Genomic DNA, 17,221 nt, shown 5'->3' with positions numbered 1-17,221 from the left:
CTGCTCAAAAGATATTGTTTTATGAGTTAAGAACTTAATTTTTAAATATCCCTTAAGCTGAATTCTACTCTCATCTTAGCAGAATATTTTTCCAACGTCAAATCCTGAGTACTTTACTATGTTTTTAAATTTCCAGCTCATTGTAAATTAGATTACATTTACTTGATTTAAGACTAAAATCTGCAGCTAAACAAAAAAATCGCCCCCCGGATAAAGAATTAATTCAATATCCAGGCGGGCGACTTAATAAAGATTATATTCCCCTATGGTTAAACCCATATTTATCCGCCAGTCATATAATCCATATATTCAAATTTTAATTACAATTTATATATTAGCAGATAGATTTGAGGCTGTCAAATTAAATTTCTGCTGCTGCACGACAGGGAGCTGCTTCTGCTCTGACTTTAAGTGGAAAAATAATTAATTTAAAAGTTTTTGTTTCTAGTAATTTATCTAAATTGATTAAATTTTCTGAATATAGTTTTTAAGAGCTAATTTTGGTTATTATAGCTAAAAAATGATTTTCATTTTTTTAATATTTTTTCTGCAGCTTTTTTGTATTCGTTAAAATCTCTGCTGCTGTATAGTACAAAACGAATTAGTCTGATTTTTTTTAGTTCTCCGGCAATTTCTTTAATAGTGTTCAAGGAAATCTCTGCAGCCTCTTTAATTGGATAGCCAAAAGCACCGGTTGAAATAGCTGGAAAAGCAACGCTTTTTAACTGACACTCCTCACCCAGATGTAAAGAGTTCTGATAGCATCTGGCCAGCAGTTCTGCTTCTGGTTTATCCTGACCATAGATAGGACCTAAAGTGTGAATAACATATTGATTTGGCAGCTCAAAAGCTGATGTAATTACAGCCTCTCCTACCTGAATCGGGGCCAGCTCACGACAGGCCTCTTCTAATTCCGGGCCAGCTGCTCGATGGATTGCCCCTGCAACTCCACCTCCAATTTTCAACTTAGCATTAGCAGCATTGACCACAGCTTCAATATCCTCTTGAGCTGCTATATCTCCCTGAATCAACTGCAGTTCAATTCCAGCTACATTATATTTCATAAAAGCTCCTCCTCGTATAATATACTTAGTGATATAAAATGAAACTTAGTCCTGATACTGTTAACATTATTATAATTATAATTCTAGAAGCAGATGATTTATCCTTTTTTAAGCTGAGAAAAGCAAATTTTTGTATAGGTCAATTTTCAAAATATTATTCAATTAAACTACAGTCTTAAGTTTCAACTACTTAAAATGAGGGTGGATTAAATCCACCCTTTTTTGCTTTTTAAGTTGTTTTTAAATATTTTCCAGATAATATTCCCGTACCCGGAAGGGGCATGTTTTTACTCAAAAAGATATTCGAACTCCTCATAACCCTCTGCAGCTAAGTCTTCAGCTGGAATAAATTTTAAAGCGGCTGAATTTATACAGTAGCGGAGTCCGGTTGGTTGAGGACCATCTTCAAAAACATGTCCTAAGTGAGAATCTGCATTTCTGCTTCGAACCTCGATCCTTCTCATCCAAAAAGAGGTATCTTCTACTTTAACTATATTTTCTTCAACCAGGGGTTTGGTGAAGCTCGGCCAACCTGAACCAGACTCAAATTTATCTGTTGAAGAAAAAAGCGGCTCTCCTGAAACTACATCAACATAAATACCCGGCTCTTTATTATCCCAATATTTATTATTGAATGCAGGCTCAGTTGCATCAAGCTGAGTTACCTTATACTGCAGATCTGTTAAACGTTCTCTTAATTCAGCATCGGTCTCTTCTTCATTGATCACAACCGAATCAGCATCTTCAGTTTTACAGAAAGTTATACATTCTTCCGGATTAATTCCATTCACTCTTAAAAGTTCCTCCTGCAGTTCAGATGTCAGTGCAAAGTCACCAATATTTTGAATAATATTATCTCGCTCACCCTTACCGCTAACATACCCATTTATTTTACTGATAGTTGGAGAATTTATAAATTCCTCAATCTTCATCATTTCAAAGTAATGATCTCTAAATTCAGTTTTCTGCTGTAATCTAAATTTCTGATGATAATTTTCAGCTAAATAAAATCTATCTAATTCTTTAATCATTGTTTTGACTTTACGATTTCTTTCAGCTTCTAAATTTTCTTTCACCTCTACAGCGGTTTGCCGCTGATCTTCGTTGTGATAGAGAATTAATGAAGCATACTGTCTTGAATAGGCTTCAGCAAATGCATTGTGGCTGTTGAAAAAAATCTTCACCAGCTCCCGATAAGAAATCTGATCTGGATCATAATCAATCTGAACAGTTTCTGTGTGGTCACCTATTTTTGTATATCTTGGATCTTTCATTTCTCCACCTGCATAGCCAACTCGGGTTCTAACTACTCCTTCTAAAGCACCAAATGATCCGTCAGGGCCCCAGAAACAGCCGAGACCAAAAGTAGCAGTCTCAGTTTCTAACTCATTCATCTGCTGATCATAGAAAATTGCTTCCTGAGCCAGAACATTGGCACTTAGACCAAATACCGCCAGTAATAAAATCGAAGTTACAAACAAATAATCCATTAAATCTACCTCCCTATTTATATCAAAGATATAATATCCTGCCCTGCAATATATGATAATATTTTTTAGATATTTTAAATAGTAAGTAGATTACTCAGGATTATATTTTAGTGGTAAAGAAAGACAAAATCATTAAGTCCGACATCTAAAACTTCTGCTGAGGACTCTTCCATCAGCATTCCCGGAGCAGTTGTGCCGCTCTTAATTATTTCCGCATATTCGCCAATTCCAAGTTCTTCAGCTTTTCCTGCAGTAATATCGTGTAAAATAGGAAGCTGCCTCACTGCATATGTAATCTTTAAATTATATGGTTTTAACTCTTTTAACCATCACTGCCGATTGCATCTGCCATTATTACCACTCCTTTTAATTTTAACTGTCTACCTTAATTTTATTCATCTACCTAAATGAATTAAGAAATTTTTCCGAATATTTGTCAAAAAAATTAATTGTTGTTGTATGTTTTTCCTTAATCTAAAACAGTTTCAAAATTAATTTTGACTCGTATATAATATTTAATTCTCCCTTGATTTTAAGCTGTTTAAAAGATATCATAAATATAGTGTAAAATTTAACTAATATGATAAATATATAATGAAGGTGGTTAAAAAATGAAAAAAAGTGAAATAAAGAAACCCGCTTTAAAAAGTGCTGTAACTGCATTGACTACAGTTATTGCAGTTATTTTAATTTCGATTAGAACAATTTTAGTTTTAGAAAGCGCTCTTGTTTTAGGTGCAATGACTGCTGCAGTTTTTGCTATTCTTATGGGCTTAAGCTGGCATCAGATTGAAAGAGGTATGATTTCAGGGATTAAAAATGCCATTGGAGCCTCTTTGATTTTGATCATAATTGGAATGGTAATTGGAAGCTGGATTTTATCTGGGACTATCCAGACAATGATCTACTACGGCTTAAATTTTTTAAGTCCAAGTATTTTTTTGCCGGCAGCATTTATTTTGGCAGCTATTACTTCTATTTTAATTGGAAGTTCTTTTGGGACCATTGCTACAATGGGAATTGTTCTGCTGGGAGTTGCTGAGGGACTTGGAGTGCCAAAGGCTATAACGGTTGGGGCAATAGTCTCCGGAGCCATGTTGGGTGATAAAATTTCACCAATGTCGGATTCAACTAATTTAACTGCTGCCATGAGCAGTACAGACTTATTTGAACATATTAAATCAATGCTTTACATATCAGCTCCAGCAGCTTTGATCAGTTTGATTCTTTATTCTATTCTGGGGGCCTCTTATCTTGATGGTGGAGCCGATCTAAATCAAATTTCAATAATTATGGAAAATCTAAGCAGCAATTTTAATATTTCTTTGTGGACTTTAATTCCACCAGCTTTAATGCTGCTGCTTTCATTATTTAAAATGCCTGCTATTGCCTCACTTTCGATCAGCTTTATTACGGCTTCTATTTTTGCCTTTTTAACACAGGGGGCGGGCTTTGCAGAAATTTTAAATGCAGCTGCCAACGGCTACCAAGCAGATACAGGAATGGAGCTTTTAGATAACCTCTTAACTCAGGGTGGAATCAATAATATGATGAGTACAGTTGCCATCATTATGGCTGGTACTGCGATGGGTGGGATTTTAGAGAAGGCGAGAATTTTGGAAGTATTACTGGAATCAATGTTAAAAGTAGTTAAAAAACCAAGAGATTTAATTTTAATTTCCTTAACCTCAGCCTATGTTATGCTTTTAGCTACCGGAGAAATGTTTGTTTCAATAGTTATTCCTGGACGCACACTGGCTCCTGCCTATCAGGAAATGGATATCAATACTAATGTTCTTTCTCGTTCTCTGGAAACCGCATCAACTCTGGGGTGCTCTATTTTACCCTGGGGAGTTGTTTCAGTCTATATTCAAAATGTGATGGATATTGGCTTTAGCTATATTCCGTATACATTTTTGTCTTTTCTGGCCCCAGTGATTGCTGTTATTTATGCTTATACAGGTAAATTTACTTTTAGAAGTAACTAGGCTGGAAAGAATTTGCTTGATCAAATGAAATTATAAAAAGTTGAAGCGCTGAGCCTTTAAAATTCGGGCCAGCGCTTTTTAATTTATTTATTATTCTAAATAAATTTTATTAATTTTTAGCTCAATAATTTATGCTTAAAATAAAAGTGAGGCAATTGGATTTTTATCACTTGTGTTGTAAACTTTTTTAGTATTTAAATCAACAGCACTTAAAATTCCACCCTTACCTGATCCGGTATCCACTAAAATCTTATTTCCGTCAAATTTAACTTCTGCAACCGGTGTATGTCCGGCAACTATCGTTCTTTTTTCTTTGAAATCATCACTTTTTGCTCCTAAAAATTTATAGCGAATCCAAATCAAATCATGTTTTGTCTGTTCTTCTAAAGTCAGTGCGGGATTAATCCCTGCGTGCACAAATATATATTCCTGATCTGCATGATAATAAGGAAGTGAGTCAAAAAAGTGAGCAGCTTCTTTTAGCTCTGTTTGATTTGGAAAACTGGCTTCTGTTTTTCGGCCTCCATTCTGATACCAGAGATTAATATTATGATTGTTTAAAACAGCATCGATCATCATTTCCTCGTGATTTCCTCTTAAAAAAATATTTTTGCCATTGTCTAGTTCTTTGATATATTTATAAATCTGATAGGAATTAGCACCACGGTCAATATAATCTCCCACAAAGATTAATTTGTCCTGAGTTTGGTCATAATTAATTTTATCAATAATTGTTTTTAACTCATCTATTTCTCCGTGAATATCACCGATAACATATTCAGCCATTTAAGCCACCTCCACTCCTTTCTTTAAATAGATTATAACATAAATCTGCTGGAATCTTTAGTTTGAGCAGAGCAAATTAATCTTTTTTAATTAATCATTAGTGAGCTAATCAAGCAATTCTTCCGTTTCCTCAAAATGAGAACCTTTCCAGTAGATTTTGTCACACTGCTGACAGTATTTAAACTTCTCAAAATATTTTTTAGTTTTCGGCTCCAGTCTTTCTATAATTTCTTCTTTTTTGATTTCTATTAATTTACTGTTACAGTTAACACAGCGGCTTTCTTGACCCGGATAATATTGATCTAAATTAAATCTTAGAAAAACTTCTTTAAGCTGTACCTGAGGGTCATCATGCCAGATAAATTTGGCCCATTTAACTTTTTTTCGCATTAAAAGACCTAAATCTCTGCTTAAAATTATTCTTTTATCTCTGACTGCCTGTTCTACAATTTCTTGGTCCTGATAATCATTTCTATAAGCTGTATCAAAACCAAAACGTCTTAAATAGCGGGCCAGCTTTCCCAAGTGAACATCAAGAATAAACTTTGGTTTAGCTGGGTATTTAGACAGCAGAGATTTAGCTGTAGGCAGCTTTAAATTATATAAATGGGGATAAACTGAAAAGAAATCACCGGGCTGCACCAGATAAGAAAAATCTATAGCTTGAGAGTTTCTTAAAATCAGAGCAACCTCCGGGTGGGGAATTCCCAAACTTTCTATGCGATCTTTAATAGTTTGCCGCCCTCGATAATGATGCAGATAATAGCGCTGATCTACCAGCTGTAAATTTTTCTGCTCAGGGTCAATAAATTTATTTAAATAACCATAAAATCTTAATTTAATAGTTTTGATAATAACTCCTCCCGTTAAATTTTTGCTAAAATTTTAAAAATTATATATACTAGTTTTAAACCATACTATCTTAAAAAAGGAGCCAAAAAAATGGGACAAAAAAAGATGAAATCCTGGAATGGACAAAGTAGGGGCTTTTAATTTGAATATTTCTTTTTGATAAATTCAGTATAATTTAGGCTTAACTTCCATTTTTCGTTCTGTAATTTTTCTAAATCAAGAAATTCATAATTTTTTACAGCAGATTTTTTCATTTCCATAATTGGATTATGGGGATTCTCAGTTAATACTGCATAGGAGAGATTATAGCTCATTTCTTTTAAATCACCTTTAAAAAGAACTATCTGATCAAAATCTGCAGTTTTAATCTGAGCCGAACCACAGTTATAAATTATTTCAACTAATGCTTCCAGCTGTGATTGAGATAGAACTGCATCAAACCTTTCTAAAAATTCTGCTCCCTTTTCTTTTTTTACTGCCTCTGCTGCAGCTTGAGCTAACTTAGTTTTGACAACTGTCTGCAGTTTAAAGTTTTTAATTATTTTTTTTATTTTATCCAGACGTAAATCTCTCTGCTTCAGCAGTCCAATTTTGTTTTTTAGCTTAAAATTATATTTTTTTTGAGGATCATAATCAAACTCAACTAAAAGAGTATTCTGCTCCTGGTCATAATTTAAAGTAAATTGATTTTGCTTAGATTGATTAACCTGCTTCTGATCTATTAAAATTTCTAAATCTACCTCGTTGACAGCTCTAAATTTAAGTTTCAATCTTCGCTCTGCAGGTAAAACCTCGGTTGAGCCAACTAGAGATTCTATTTCAAAATGCTGCTGATCTTCCTGCCAGCTGTTTTTAAAAATCGTTTCTGCTTTTTTTAATTCTGCATCCACTGCTGCTCCATTATCTTCATAAAGTTTAAACTCATTATCTGCACCTGGAAAGATCTCTATTTCTAAAATTTCTGGATTGCCAGTTTCTCCGAATTTGCTCTCTCCAGCTAAAGGAATGACTGCTCCTGCTTTTGCAAATAAGGGGAATTCTGATAAATCTCCATAAATATTATAGAATTTATTGCCCTGATAATATTCCCCATTAAAATAGTTAAACCATTCTCCCTCAGGCAGCCAGACAGTCTGTTGAGACAGCTCTGTCATTTCATCTGCTGGATCTAAAAATGGAGCCGCAATCAGTTCACTGCCAAAATAATATTGATTGGGAACCCTGTAGGCCGTCTCTTTTTGCGATTCATAATACATTGGGCGAATTAAGGAAATGGATTTTTCTCTGGCCCGGTAGCTGTGTGTATAAAGATAGGGGATTAATTGATGTCTGAGCTGCATATAATCTCTTGCAATCTCTAAAACATCTGCCCCATGACCCCAGGGACTTCTGTCTAAATATGGATCTTTGGTGGAATGAAGCCTCATTATAGGAGAAAAAACTCCAAACTGCAGCCACCTGGTATATAGTTCTCTATCTTCAGTACCAAAGAAATGACCACCTATATCGTGACTCCACCAGCCGTAAAGAACATTTGATGCAGTCGCAGTAAAGTAGGGCTGAAACTTGAGAGAATCCCAGCTGACTACTGTGTCACCAGAAAATCCAATCGGATAGCGGTGGCTGCCGAGTCCTCCCCAGCGGGAAAAGATAAATTTTCGCTTGTCATTATTACGGGCTAGGTCATAAAAATGAAGGTGGTTAAGTCCCCAGAGTGGATCAAGTCCTTCTAAACCGCTATCATGGCCCTGCTGCCAGTCAATCCACCAAAAATCAACACCATCTCGATCTTCTAATGGATTATGCAGCAGTTTAAAATAGCCATTTATAAAATTAAGCTTGCTTAAATCAAATTCTATTCCTTTTTTGCTTTCCGGATCAATTCCCATATATTCTGCAAACTTTTGATATTGATCTTCGTGAGGCTGAACTCCATCTGCCGGGTGTAAATTTAGAGCAGTTTTTAAACCCTTATTATGCAGCCAATCTGTAAACTCTTTGGGCTCTGGAAAAAATTTTTTATTCCAGGAATAACCGGTCCAGCCGCTTGTATATTCATTTTCTACGCGATGCCAGTCCATATCCACAATACAGACTGAAAGTGGAATATCTTTATTCTCAAACTTCTGCATCAGTTCTTTTAAGTCTTGATCTGTATACTCCCAGTATCTGCTCCACCAATTGCCTAAAGCCCAGCGGGGAAGTAGGGGAATTTCACCTGTTATTTTAGTAAAATCTTTTAATGCCTGCTGATATTGATCACCATAAGCTATAAAATATAAGTCCTGATATCCTGCAGACATATTGCGAGCTTCAAGCCAGCCGGTATTATTAAAAACAAGGCTCTCAGTGTCATTAACTAAAGTCCAACCGGATTTAGAAAGCAGACCCCTGTCTAATTCTACTTCTCCATCAACATCATCTAAAGTCCGATAAGTCCCTTTTAAATTTTGATCATCTTTTTTTCCATAAAACCATTCTTCTTCATTTGCTTTAATTTTAATCTTTAAATTATCTTTAGATAATTCTCTGCCATCACGTAAATATTTAAGTTTTATTTTTTCAGTTTCTATAACTAACTTATTTTCATCTTTTACCAGATTAAAATTAGGTACATCCAGCTTCCGGGTCCAGACCAGCTGAGTTGGTCTGTCATCAAACTCCTGCTCGGGATCGTACTCCAAACGCAGCAGCCCGTCTGTTAAAACTGTAACTCGTAAATTGTCGGCTGCAGCCTGAGCTTCCTCTGCCGCAGCTGCTTTAAAATCAAGCTTAAAATGTTCTGCCAGTTCTGTCATAATTTCAGCTCCTCTGTAAGATGCTTTTAAATTATTATATCACTGTCAAATTGCTTAAACAAATTTCAGTCTTCATGTTCGGCATACCCAGAAGGTGCACATAAACAGACAAAGACCCATCACCTGTCCAAAATGATGGGCCTTTCAATCTATTGCTGCTGTAGCTTTATAATTAAATTAACCAAATTAAAACCGGTAAGCCGAAATAATATACGAAAACTGCTACCAGAATTATTTATTAGCTAATTTAAAATCATTTTTTACCAGCTCAAGTAATGAGTTAACTGCTTCTTCCTCATCATTACCATCTGCCTGAATTGTAATCTTATCGTTTTGAGTTGCCCCCATTGTCATGATCGAAATTATACTTTTAGGATTATATTCTTTATCTTCATTTCCATTTTTAAAGAGTACAATATCTGCTTTAAATTTACTTGCCTGCTTTGAAAAAACACCGGCAGGTCTGGCGTGAAATCCTTCCTCATGTTCTAAAATAAAATCTGCTTTTTTCATACTAATTCACTCCTGTTTATTTTAACGTTACGTCAAATCTAATAGTTTTTTTAGTTTATCTGCCTATTTCCTAAAATTTTCAAGTAAATAATTTTCTGCTGCTGCTGACCAGAGGCCATTATTATCTGCTATGATTTCTGCCAGTTCAGCAAATTTAGGATTGTCTTCTCCTTTTTTAGCAAAGTCTGCTAAAGCTGTTAGCTCCATATCAATTGAAGTATAGATTAACTTTTTGCCGCCTGGAATTTTTGGTAGATTCTGAATAGTATCTGCTGCACTGTCCAGTCCTCCAACATGAGTTATCATTGTTGCCGGATTTAACCTTCCTTCAGCTGATAGCTTGAGCGATTCTCGCATATCATCATCATTACCACCAGTTGAACCCATAATGTGAGTTGGAGAATAATGAATGTTGTAAAGGTTAAATTCAGCAGAAAGTTCTTTATCTGTAGGACCGGCAAAAAAGTTCATACAGCCGTCCTTACCTAAGATCTGATCTCCCTGTTCTGCCAGTTCTCTCACTGGAGCATAGACAAAAACATCATCATAACCTTCTCCTCCAACCAGTTCTTTAAGTTCAGCCGGCACATCATCCATCTCGGCAGTGTTGACAAAATGCAGTTCAACACCCTGTTTTTCTGCCTCTGTCTGAGTAAATAAAGAAGCTGCTCTATCAAGTCGATCCTGGTTAATATCGGTTACTACAACTACCGAAGGTTTGCGATCTGCATGAAGGGCATAATCAATTGCTCCTAAACCCATTGGTCCAGCAGCACCTAAAAGGGCAACTTTTCCATCTTCTACAATTCCCATTTTATGAATGTAATTATTGCTTTCTGTATGGTAAACTGCATGGTAGCCCCCTACAATACAGGACATTGGCTCCGAAAGTGAAGCTTCGTAAAATCCATCTCCCTCATATTTTAAGAGATAACCTAATTCCATAACTTCCTGAGGAATAATTGTATATTCTGTATTACCGCCAAAGTATTTATAGGAATAACCTGGAGCATAAGGACTACCCTTATAGTTTAATGCAGGCTGTACTGCAAATTTTTCTCCTGGTTCAAACTGATTCTGCCATTTTTTACCTACCTTAACTATCTCTCCAGCAAATTCGTGCCCAGTAATTGTAGGGTTTTCTGCAACATCATCGGGAACTCTTTTGTGGCGTCCACCCTGAATTACCGCTTTATATGTCGACATACAGATACTGTTAGAAACAATTCTTGCTAAAATTTCATCCTCTTTAATTTCTGGAAGCTCAAATTCCTCTAATCTAAGATCATTTTCACCATATATACGTACTGCTCTTGTTTTCATTAGTTGACCACCCTTTGTTAAAATTTTATTTACTTTTTTAAATATTTTAAAGAGTAAATTTTTCGTAAATATAATCGACATCATCTGTGGTTCTCAGTTTCTCCGCTGCCTCATCTTCTTCAATCAATTCTGAGAGGTTGGCCAGTATTTTAAGGTGTTCATTACCAACTCCTGCAATTGCAATTACTAGATAAGCTGTTTCTCCTTCAAAGTCAACTCCATCTGGAAACTGAAGTATTGAAATCCCTGTTTTATTAATCTTTTTCTTGGCAGCTCCTACTCCATGAGGTATTGCAACTCCCTGGCCGATATAAGTTGTCATTTCTTTTTCCCGATCCAGCATTGCATCTACATAATCTTGATCAACATATCCACTATCTACAAGCAGTTGACCTGCCATCTTAATAGCTTCATTTCTTTTAATACTCTCTAAACCCAGTTTTATATTTTCCTTTTTTAGAATTTCTTTATTTGCAGCAGAACTGCTCTCAGTTTTTGCTTCTGCTGCTTCTTCTTTTCTATTATTTGCTTTTGCTGAATTATCTGCTTCTGCACTAAGTCTATTTACTAATTGATCGTAAACCGGTGTCTGCAGAAAATCTTGAATTGAAATATGCTCTGCGTGTGGTGCCTTGTTTTTAGCTCTTTCAGTTAAATTCTGATGGGTAATTACAATCTGAGCATCTTCGGGAATCTCATTAACTGCTTTATTAACAACTGTAATATCTAAACCAGCAGCTTCAATTTTTTTACGCAATCTTCCTGCTCCCATTGCACTAGATCCCATACCTGCATCACAGGCAAAAACAATTTTATCTACTTCAGCAGCAGTCATTTCTTTAGTTTTTTTGTCCAGATGAAGTTCTTTACCTTTTTGTTCTCTCACCTTAGACTGAGCTGATTCAAATTCCATTGTATCTCCTCTGGCAACTGATCTTTTAATTAAAGCCGAAGCTATTAGAAAAGATACTGCTGTTGCAACTAAAATACCGGCAAACACTCCCAGATAATTCCCTCGTGGTGTCATTGCCAGATAAGCAAAGATACTACCAGGAGAAGGTGTTGCTACTAAACCTGTGCTAAATAATCTAAATGTAAAAATTCCACCTGCACCTCCACCAATGACTGCTAATAAAAGGGAAGGCTTCATTAAAACATAGGGGAAATATATTTCGTGAATTCCTCCAAAAAAGTGAATAATTATTGCACCAGGTGCTGATTGTTTAACCATACCCTTAGCAAAAATCCAGTAAGCTAAAAGAATACCTAAACCAGGACCAGGGTTTGTTTCCAGCATAAAGAAAATTGACTTCCCAGTTTCAGCTGCTTCTTGAATTCCTAAAGGACCTAAAACTCCATGATTAATTGCATTATTTAAAAATAATATTTTGGCAGGCTCAATAAAAATTGAAGCTAAAGGTAATAAACCGCGACTCACAAAGGCATTTACTCCCAATCGTAAAACTTCATTTAGTCCACCAACAATAGGTCCAATAATCTGATAGGCTAAGATAGCGAGTAATCCACCAACTATACCGGCTGAAAAGTTATTAACCAGCATTTCAAAACCGGATTTTATTTTACCTTCAAATAACTGATCAACCTTTTTGATTGTCCAACCACCAAAGGGTCCCATGACCATTGCTCCAATAAACATTGGAATATCTGAACCAACAATTACTCCCATGGTAGCTACTGCACCAATTACTCCACCTCTTATTCCCGCGACCAAGCGTCCACCAGAAAAAGCTATTAATAGCGGCAGAAGATAAGTAATCATCGGACCTACCAGACTTGCCAGACCTTCATTTGGAATCCAACCTGTTGGAATGAAAAAGGCAGTTATTAAACCCCAGGCGATAAAGGCACCGATATTAGGCATTACCATTCCACTTAAAAATCTACCAAAACTCTGCACATTATTTTGAAAACTGCTTTTTTGCATTTAATTTTCCTCCTTGTGATAATTCACCATACTTTTCTGCTGTAAAAAATAATCGAAATGCTCTGCTAAACCGTAATAAATATCTTCTTTACTTCCACTTTTTACAGCCTCTATAAAATCCTGATTTTCAATTAACAAATGACTTATTTCACTCAATACTTCTCTGCCCTGAATACTCCCTTTTAGTGGAGCTGCCATCAAAATAACAATCTTAATTTCAGTTTTTTTATCAGCTTCAGTTTGAATTTTAAAAGTTGATTCTGGTCTAATTACCGCAAAATATAATTCTTTAACCGCACTGCTCTGACAGTGTAATAACATAATTTGATTATGTTTTAAAACTGTGCTCCCCTTTTCTTCCCTTAAACTTAAATCAGCTTCAATACCTTTTCTTTTTTCTTCTAAAGGTGTCAGCATTTGGGCAGCATCTTTAATTAACTTCTCAATATTTTGATAGTCATAATTGTTTTGCAGCTGAAAATTATTTAAAACTTCTAAAATTCCCTGATTATAGTTATTGATCATTTCTAACTTTTCTTTTAAAGTAATTTGCTTATTATTATTTTGTTTTTTTGCTTGATGGCTTAAAAGAAAGTCATTAATTGCCTGCTGCTGTTTCTCGTTTAAAAGAGGATTAACGACAATTACCGGAACTTTACTTTCTGGAATTGCAACAGTTGAAATTATTAAATCTAAGTTCATATTTTCAATTTCTTGATTATCAAAGTCTAAAGTTGAAATTAAGGAAGTTATCTCTATATTTTCAAATTCTTTGCTCAATCTTGAAGCTAAAAGCCTTGAAGCGCCAATTCCACTGGTACAGGCAACAGCTGCTCTATACTTTTGCTGAGGTTTTCTCTTTCTTTCAACAGCTGAACCTAAATGCATTGCTATATACGCAGCTTCAGATTCAGGCACTTTAATTTTTTCTTTCTCAGCCAGAATTTCAGCACACTTTTTTGATACTTGAAAAAGCTTTGCGTACTTTTTCTTAATCTCTTCTAAAAGTGGATTTCGAATGTCTAAATTAAGTTTAATTCTATTTATCGTTGGTTCTAGATGTCGAACAAGACCAATTAATAATTCCTCATCATCTTCTAAATAAATTCCCAATTCTATTTCAGCAGTTTCTATCATTTTTCTTGTGATATGAACTAAATGATAATCTTCGGTCATTGATATCTCATCATTATAGATTCCTCCACGCCCTTTACTGCCCATTAAATGCATCGTGACATAGGCAACTTCAGCTTCTGGAATTTCCACGTTAAAAGCATCGGCTATTGAAGTAACCAAATTTCTGGCAATCAAAAATTCATCATTTGTCTTAATTTTTTCTAAAAGCTTCTGGTCTATTATAATTTGATCTCCATCTTTAATCCTTTTTAAGGCAATTGCCAGGTGAACCATTAACGCTGCATAGGAGTCATCAGCCAGTCTGTAGTTCATTTTTTCTTCTAATTCTTTGATATAGTTGTCTAAGAGGTTAATTGTATCCAGTCCAATTAAATTTAAAAGCCTATTTTTAGAAAGTGTTTTTCTTAATGACTGTTCTTTCTCAGAATACTTATCCTGCAGCAGCAGCAATATTTCTTCTAAATCAAAATTTTGATAAAGAAGGTTAATACTTGCCTTTCTAATATCTCTTTCTCTTCCATTAATATAAACTCCGAGCCCCGGCTTCCTGATTAGTCTTAACTGATATTCTTTGAGCCAATTTTCAATCTCATCCAGATCATTGCTGATTGTTGCCTCAGAAACATTACAGACTCTGGTAAAGGCATATAATTTATTTGGCCTCTGATCTTTTAACAGTTCTGCTAAAATAATCATTTTTCTTTCAGCTGGTGAATAGTGTTGATCAACATTTTCAAATTCTAAAATTTCTTTTATTCTTCTTTTTTCAGCTGGACTGCAGTCCAAACGAATTCCGGTTCCTTTTTTCTTTTCTAGTAAAATATTATTTTTTTGAAGCCACTTTTCTACTTTTTTGAGTTCTCTTAAAATAGTTCTGGAGCTTACATCCAACTTTTCTGCAATTTGTTCAGTTACAATATAATCAACATTATTAATTAAAATTTTAATTATTTTTTTTGTTCTAGAACTAATTTTCATAATTATTACTCCTTTTGGCCAAAAGTGTTAATTTTAAACTGATAATTGCAAATTTTTAAAATTCAGAAGTCATAAGTTATAAAGTTATGCTGCTCTTATTAAATTATGTCAGTTAAATGCATAATTATTTCTTTGCTCTTCTCAATTTCTAAATTAATTTTACTCTTTTAACTCTTAAATGACAAGGAAAAGAAAAATAGTTATGGCAGCTGTAATAAATGACAGAATTTATAATCTTCAGTTTTGTCTTTTATATTAAAGCCTTTCATTGCTGGTGATTAGATTATCTATTTATGTTCACGTACCCAGTAGATGAACATAAAAATACCAGAGGATTTTATCCCTCTGGTTCTGAAATTTAGTTATATTTTTCTTTAATAATACCATCTTTATAAGCCTCAAGCAGCTGCATTAAATACTTTACATCTTCACTTAATTTTTCACCAATATCTGTATCAGCAATTTTTTGAGGCCGATCAAACTTTAATACTTCTACTGCTGAAATTGTATCCCTGCTGTCTTTATGCAGAGCATCCTGTTTACTGATAAAGGGCTCATGTGACATCAAACGCATTTTAGTGTTGCTGTAAGTTAGGGTATAGCCGGCAATTCCGGTTTTTTCATGATAAGCAGCTGCAATTCCACCATCAATCACCAGCAGTCTTCCATTACCTTTAATTGGACTTTCACCCATCTTTTCTGCTACAGGAGTATGTCCATTAATAATATGTCCTTTTTCGGTATCCAGACCGAACTCAGATAGAATTTTTTTACAGATAAATTCATTTTCTCGAGCCTGATAATATGGGTTTTTATTCTCCTTATATAGCTCAGGCTCATCTTCGTCAGTAAAGTATCTTAAAAATGTTGTCATCCGATCCTTACCAAATAAAGGAGAGAGCTCTCCCCGCCAGAGATACCAGAGCCAGTCTTTAAAATCGGCTTCTTCTTCCTTATTTGAATAACTACGGCGTACAATATCATCAAAAAAGTCCATTAATTTTTTGCCTTGATATTTCCCTCCATTTACCTCAATAGTTGAAAAATCACCATCTTCTGTTAGGGGTACACAGCCGTGAAATAAAAGATTACCATTATATTTTTTGTACATGCTGCCGTTATTAAATAGAAATTTAATGTCTTCCTGCAGTTTATCATTATTTTTAAAAGAATAACTCAATTGATCTATAACTTCCTCTTCCCAGGTACTTAAACTGTAAGGATCTTCTGATTTTATAGTTGGAAAGTTTGTATCAGTCAATTGATATTTTTTCCCATCAAGTTCTAATATTGAGTTATCATAATCAATTTTTTCTAGATATAAAGCTTCATTCATCTTAAATTCTGGGTGTTTTTTTATTAACTGTCCTTCCAATTTAAATTGGATTACTGCTATAGCTTTCTGCATCTGAGCCATAATTTTAATTTCATTTTTGTCTAATTCTTTATTAATCAGCTGCGGTTCAAATAGTTCTGGATCAGGCTCCGGATAGTAATTCATTGCAAATCTAGAAAGTGGTCTCATATTAACTCCATATCTTTCTTCTAAAAATTCTAAATTACCATAGCGGAGTGCAATTCTTAAAGCAGTGGCAACCAGAGACTTTTGACCTAGAGCTGCTCCCATCCATAAAATATCATGATTTCCCCACTGAATATCAACATTGTGGTGTGATTTTAAAACATTCATAATTACATCTGGCGATGGGCCCCGATCATAAATGTCGCCAATAATATGAAGTTTATCAACTGCAAAACTCTGAATTAATTCTGATAGGGCGACAATAAAATCCTTTGCTCTACCAATTTCAATTATGGTTGTTAATATCTTATTTTTATAAGCTTCTTTGTTAGGATCACATTCTTTAATATGCAGCAGCTCTTCAATAATATATGAAAATTTTTCTGGCAGAGCTTTTCTAACCTTTGATCTGGTATAAATCGAAGAGACCTCCTGAGTAATGCGAACCATATAGTCTAAAGCCTCTTTGTACCATTCTGGTGGAATTCCACCTCTTTCATTTAACTCTTTCATTTTTGTTTTGGGATAAAAAATCAAAGTAGCAAGTTCTCTCTTTTCTGTATCTTTTAGCCGATTCCCAAAGATCTGATCTATTTTATATTCAATAACCCCTGAAGCAGTTTTCAACATGTATTTAAAAGCTTCAGCCTCTCCGTGTAAATCTGTCAAAAAATGCTCTGTACTTTTAGGCAGGTTTAAAATAGCCTTTAAGTTAATAATTTCTGTGCTGACTTCTGGTATATTTGGAAACTGTTCTGACAATAGTTTTAAATATTTTAAGTCTTTCATTTGTCCCTCCTTTTGCAGCAGTTATTTTCAAGTACT

12 protein-coding genes and 1 riboswitch are annotated in these 17,221 nt (G+C 34.7%); of the genes, 1 reads left to right on the top strand and 11 read right to left on the bottom strand.

What is annotated here, in order from left to right:
- Positions 1-221: 221 nt before the first annotated feature.
- Positions 222-306, bottom strand: a riboswitch (ZMP/ZTP riboswitch).
- Between the two features lie 221 nt (positions 307-527).
- From C7954_RS06035 to C7954_RS06025, 3 genes are all read right to left on the bottom strand, one after another.
- Positions 528-1,064, bottom strand: coding sequence for a macro domain-containing protein (locus tag C7954_RS06035; RefSeq protein ID WP_073158899.1), 537 nt, complete (start codon positions 1,062-1,064; stop codon positions 528-530).
- Between the two features lie 287 nt (positions 1,065-1,351).
- Complete coding sequence (gene msrB / locus C7954_RS06030) at positions 1,352-2,554, bottom strand: peptide-methionine (R)-S-oxide reductase MsrB (protein WP_089716763.1); 1,203 nt, start codon at positions 2,552-2,554, stop codon at positions 1,352-1,354.
- A gap of 107 nt (positions 2,555-2,661) precedes the next feature.
- Positions 2,662-2,838, bottom strand: a complete 177-nt coding sequence (locus tag C7954_RS06025) for a hypothetical protein (protein ID WP_176760723.1) — start codon at positions 2,836-2,838, stop codon at positions 2,662-2,664.
- A 327-nt stretch (positions 2,839-3,165) separates the two neighbouring features.
- Between C7954_RS06025 and nhaC the strand changes: the two genes are divergently transcribed.
- Positions 3,166-4,542: a Na+/H+ antiporter NhaC gene (gene nhaC, locus C7954_RS06020; protein ID WP_089716762.1), complete on the top strand. Its 1,377-nt coding sequence runs from the start codon at positions 3,166-3,168 to the stop codon at positions 4,540-4,542.
- A gap of 135 nt (positions 4,543-4,677) precedes the next feature.
- Here the strand turns inward: nhaC and C7954_RS06015 are convergent, their stop codons facing one another.
- From C7954_RS06015 to C7954_RS05980, 8 genes are all read right to left on the bottom strand, one after another.
- Entirely contained in the window at positions 4,678-5,328 is a 651-nt protein-coding gene (locus tag C7954_RS06015) for a metallophosphoesterase family protein (protein WP_134059100.1), read from the bottom strand.
- Positions 5,329-5,433: 105 nt separating this feature from the next.
- A complete protein-coding gene (locus tag C7954_RS06010) occupies positions 5,434-6,171 on the bottom strand; it encodes a Mut7-C RNAse domain-containing protein (protein ID WP_276330797.1) in 738 nt (245 codons plus the stop codon).
- 146 nt (positions 6,172-6,317) lie between these two features.
- Complete coding sequence (locus C7954_RS06005) at positions 6,318-8,978, bottom strand: glycoside hydrolase family 31 protein (protein WP_134059093.1); 2,661 nt, start codon at positions 8,976-8,978, stop codon at positions 6,318-6,320.
- Between the two features lie 231 nt (positions 8,979-9,209).
- A complete protein-coding gene (locus C7954_RS06000) occupies positions 9,210-9,491 on the bottom strand; it encodes an HPr family phosphocarrier protein (protein ID WP_073158889.1) in 282 nt (93 codons plus the stop codon).
- A 63-nt stretch (positions 9,492-9,554) separates the two neighbouring features.
- Positions 9,555-10,814: a zinc-binding dehydrogenase gene (locus tag C7954_RS05995; RefSeq protein WP_073158953.1), complete on the bottom strand. Its 1,260-nt coding sequence runs from the start codon at positions 10,812-10,814 to the stop codon at positions 9,555-9,557.
- A 46-nt stretch (positions 10,815-10,860) separates the two neighbouring features.
- A complete protein-coding gene (locus C7954_RS05990; RefSeq protein ID WP_073158887.1) occupies positions 10,861-12,759 on the bottom strand; it encodes a PTS mannitol transporter subunit IICBA in 1,899 nt (632 codons plus the stop codon).
- Positions 12,760-14,874, bottom strand: a complete 2,115-nt coding sequence (locus C7954_RS05985) for a BglG family transcription antiterminator (RefSeq protein ID WP_089655890.1) — start codon at positions 14,872-14,874, stop codon at positions 12,760-12,762.
- A 358-nt stretch (positions 14,875-15,232) separates the two neighbouring features.
- The gene (locus tag C7954_RS05980; protein ID WP_073158883.1) at positions 15,233-17,185 is read right to left on the bottom strand and encodes a fructose-1,6-bisphosphatase; all 1,953 of its coding nucleotides are present in this window, start codon (positions 17,183-17,185) and stop codon (positions 15,233-15,235) included.
- Positions 17,186-17,221 lie beyond the last annotated feature (36 nt).

Origin of the sequence: Halanaerobium congolense, from assembly GCF_004366375.1 — a bacterium.
Taxonomy (GTDB): Bacteria; Bacillota; Halanaerobiia; order Halanaerobiales; family Halanaerobiaceae; genus Halanaerobium; species Halanaerobium congolense.
This window is presented reverse-complemented; position numbering and strand designations above follow the sequence as displayed.

Coding starts and splice junctions, on each gene's coding strand:
- C7954_RS06035 (WP_073158899.1), bottom strand. CDS start 1,064: ATGAAATATAATGTAGCTGGAATTGAACTGCAGTTGATTCAGGGAGAT.
- msrB (WP_089716763.1), bottom strand. CDS start 2,554: ATGGATTATTTGTTTGTAACTTCGATTTTATTACTGGCGGTATTTGGT.
- nhaC (WP_089716762.1), top strand. CDS start 3,166: ATGAAAAAAAGTGAAATAAAGAAACCCGCTTTAAAAAGTGCTGTAACT.
- C7954_RS06015 (WP_134059100.1), bottom strand. CDS start 5,328: ATGGCTGAATATGTTATCGGTGATATTCACGGAGAAATAGATGAGTTA.
- C7954_RS06005 (WP_134059093.1), bottom strand. CDS start 8,978: ATGACAGAACTGGCAGAACATTTTAAGCTTGATTTTAAAGCAGCTGCG.
- C7954_RS06000 (WP_073158889.1), bottom strand. CDS start 9,491: ATGAAAAAAGCAGATTTTATTTTAGAACATGAGGAAGGATTTCACGCC.
- C7954_RS05995 (WP_073158953.1), bottom strand. CDS start 10,814: ATGAAAACAAGAGCAGTACGTATATATGGTGAAAATGATCTTAGATTA.
- C7954_RS05990 (WP_073158887.1), bottom strand. CDS start 12,759: ATGCAAAAAAGCAGTTTTCAAAATAATGTGCAGAGTTTTGGTAGATTT.
- C7954_RS05985 (WP_089655890.1), bottom strand. CDS start 14,874: ATGAAAATTAGTTCTAGAACAAAAAAAATAATTAAAATTTTAATTAAT.
- C7954_RS05980 (WP_073158883.1), bottom strand. CDS start 17,185: ATGAAAGACTTAAAATATTTAAAACTATTGTCAGAACAGTTTCCAAAT.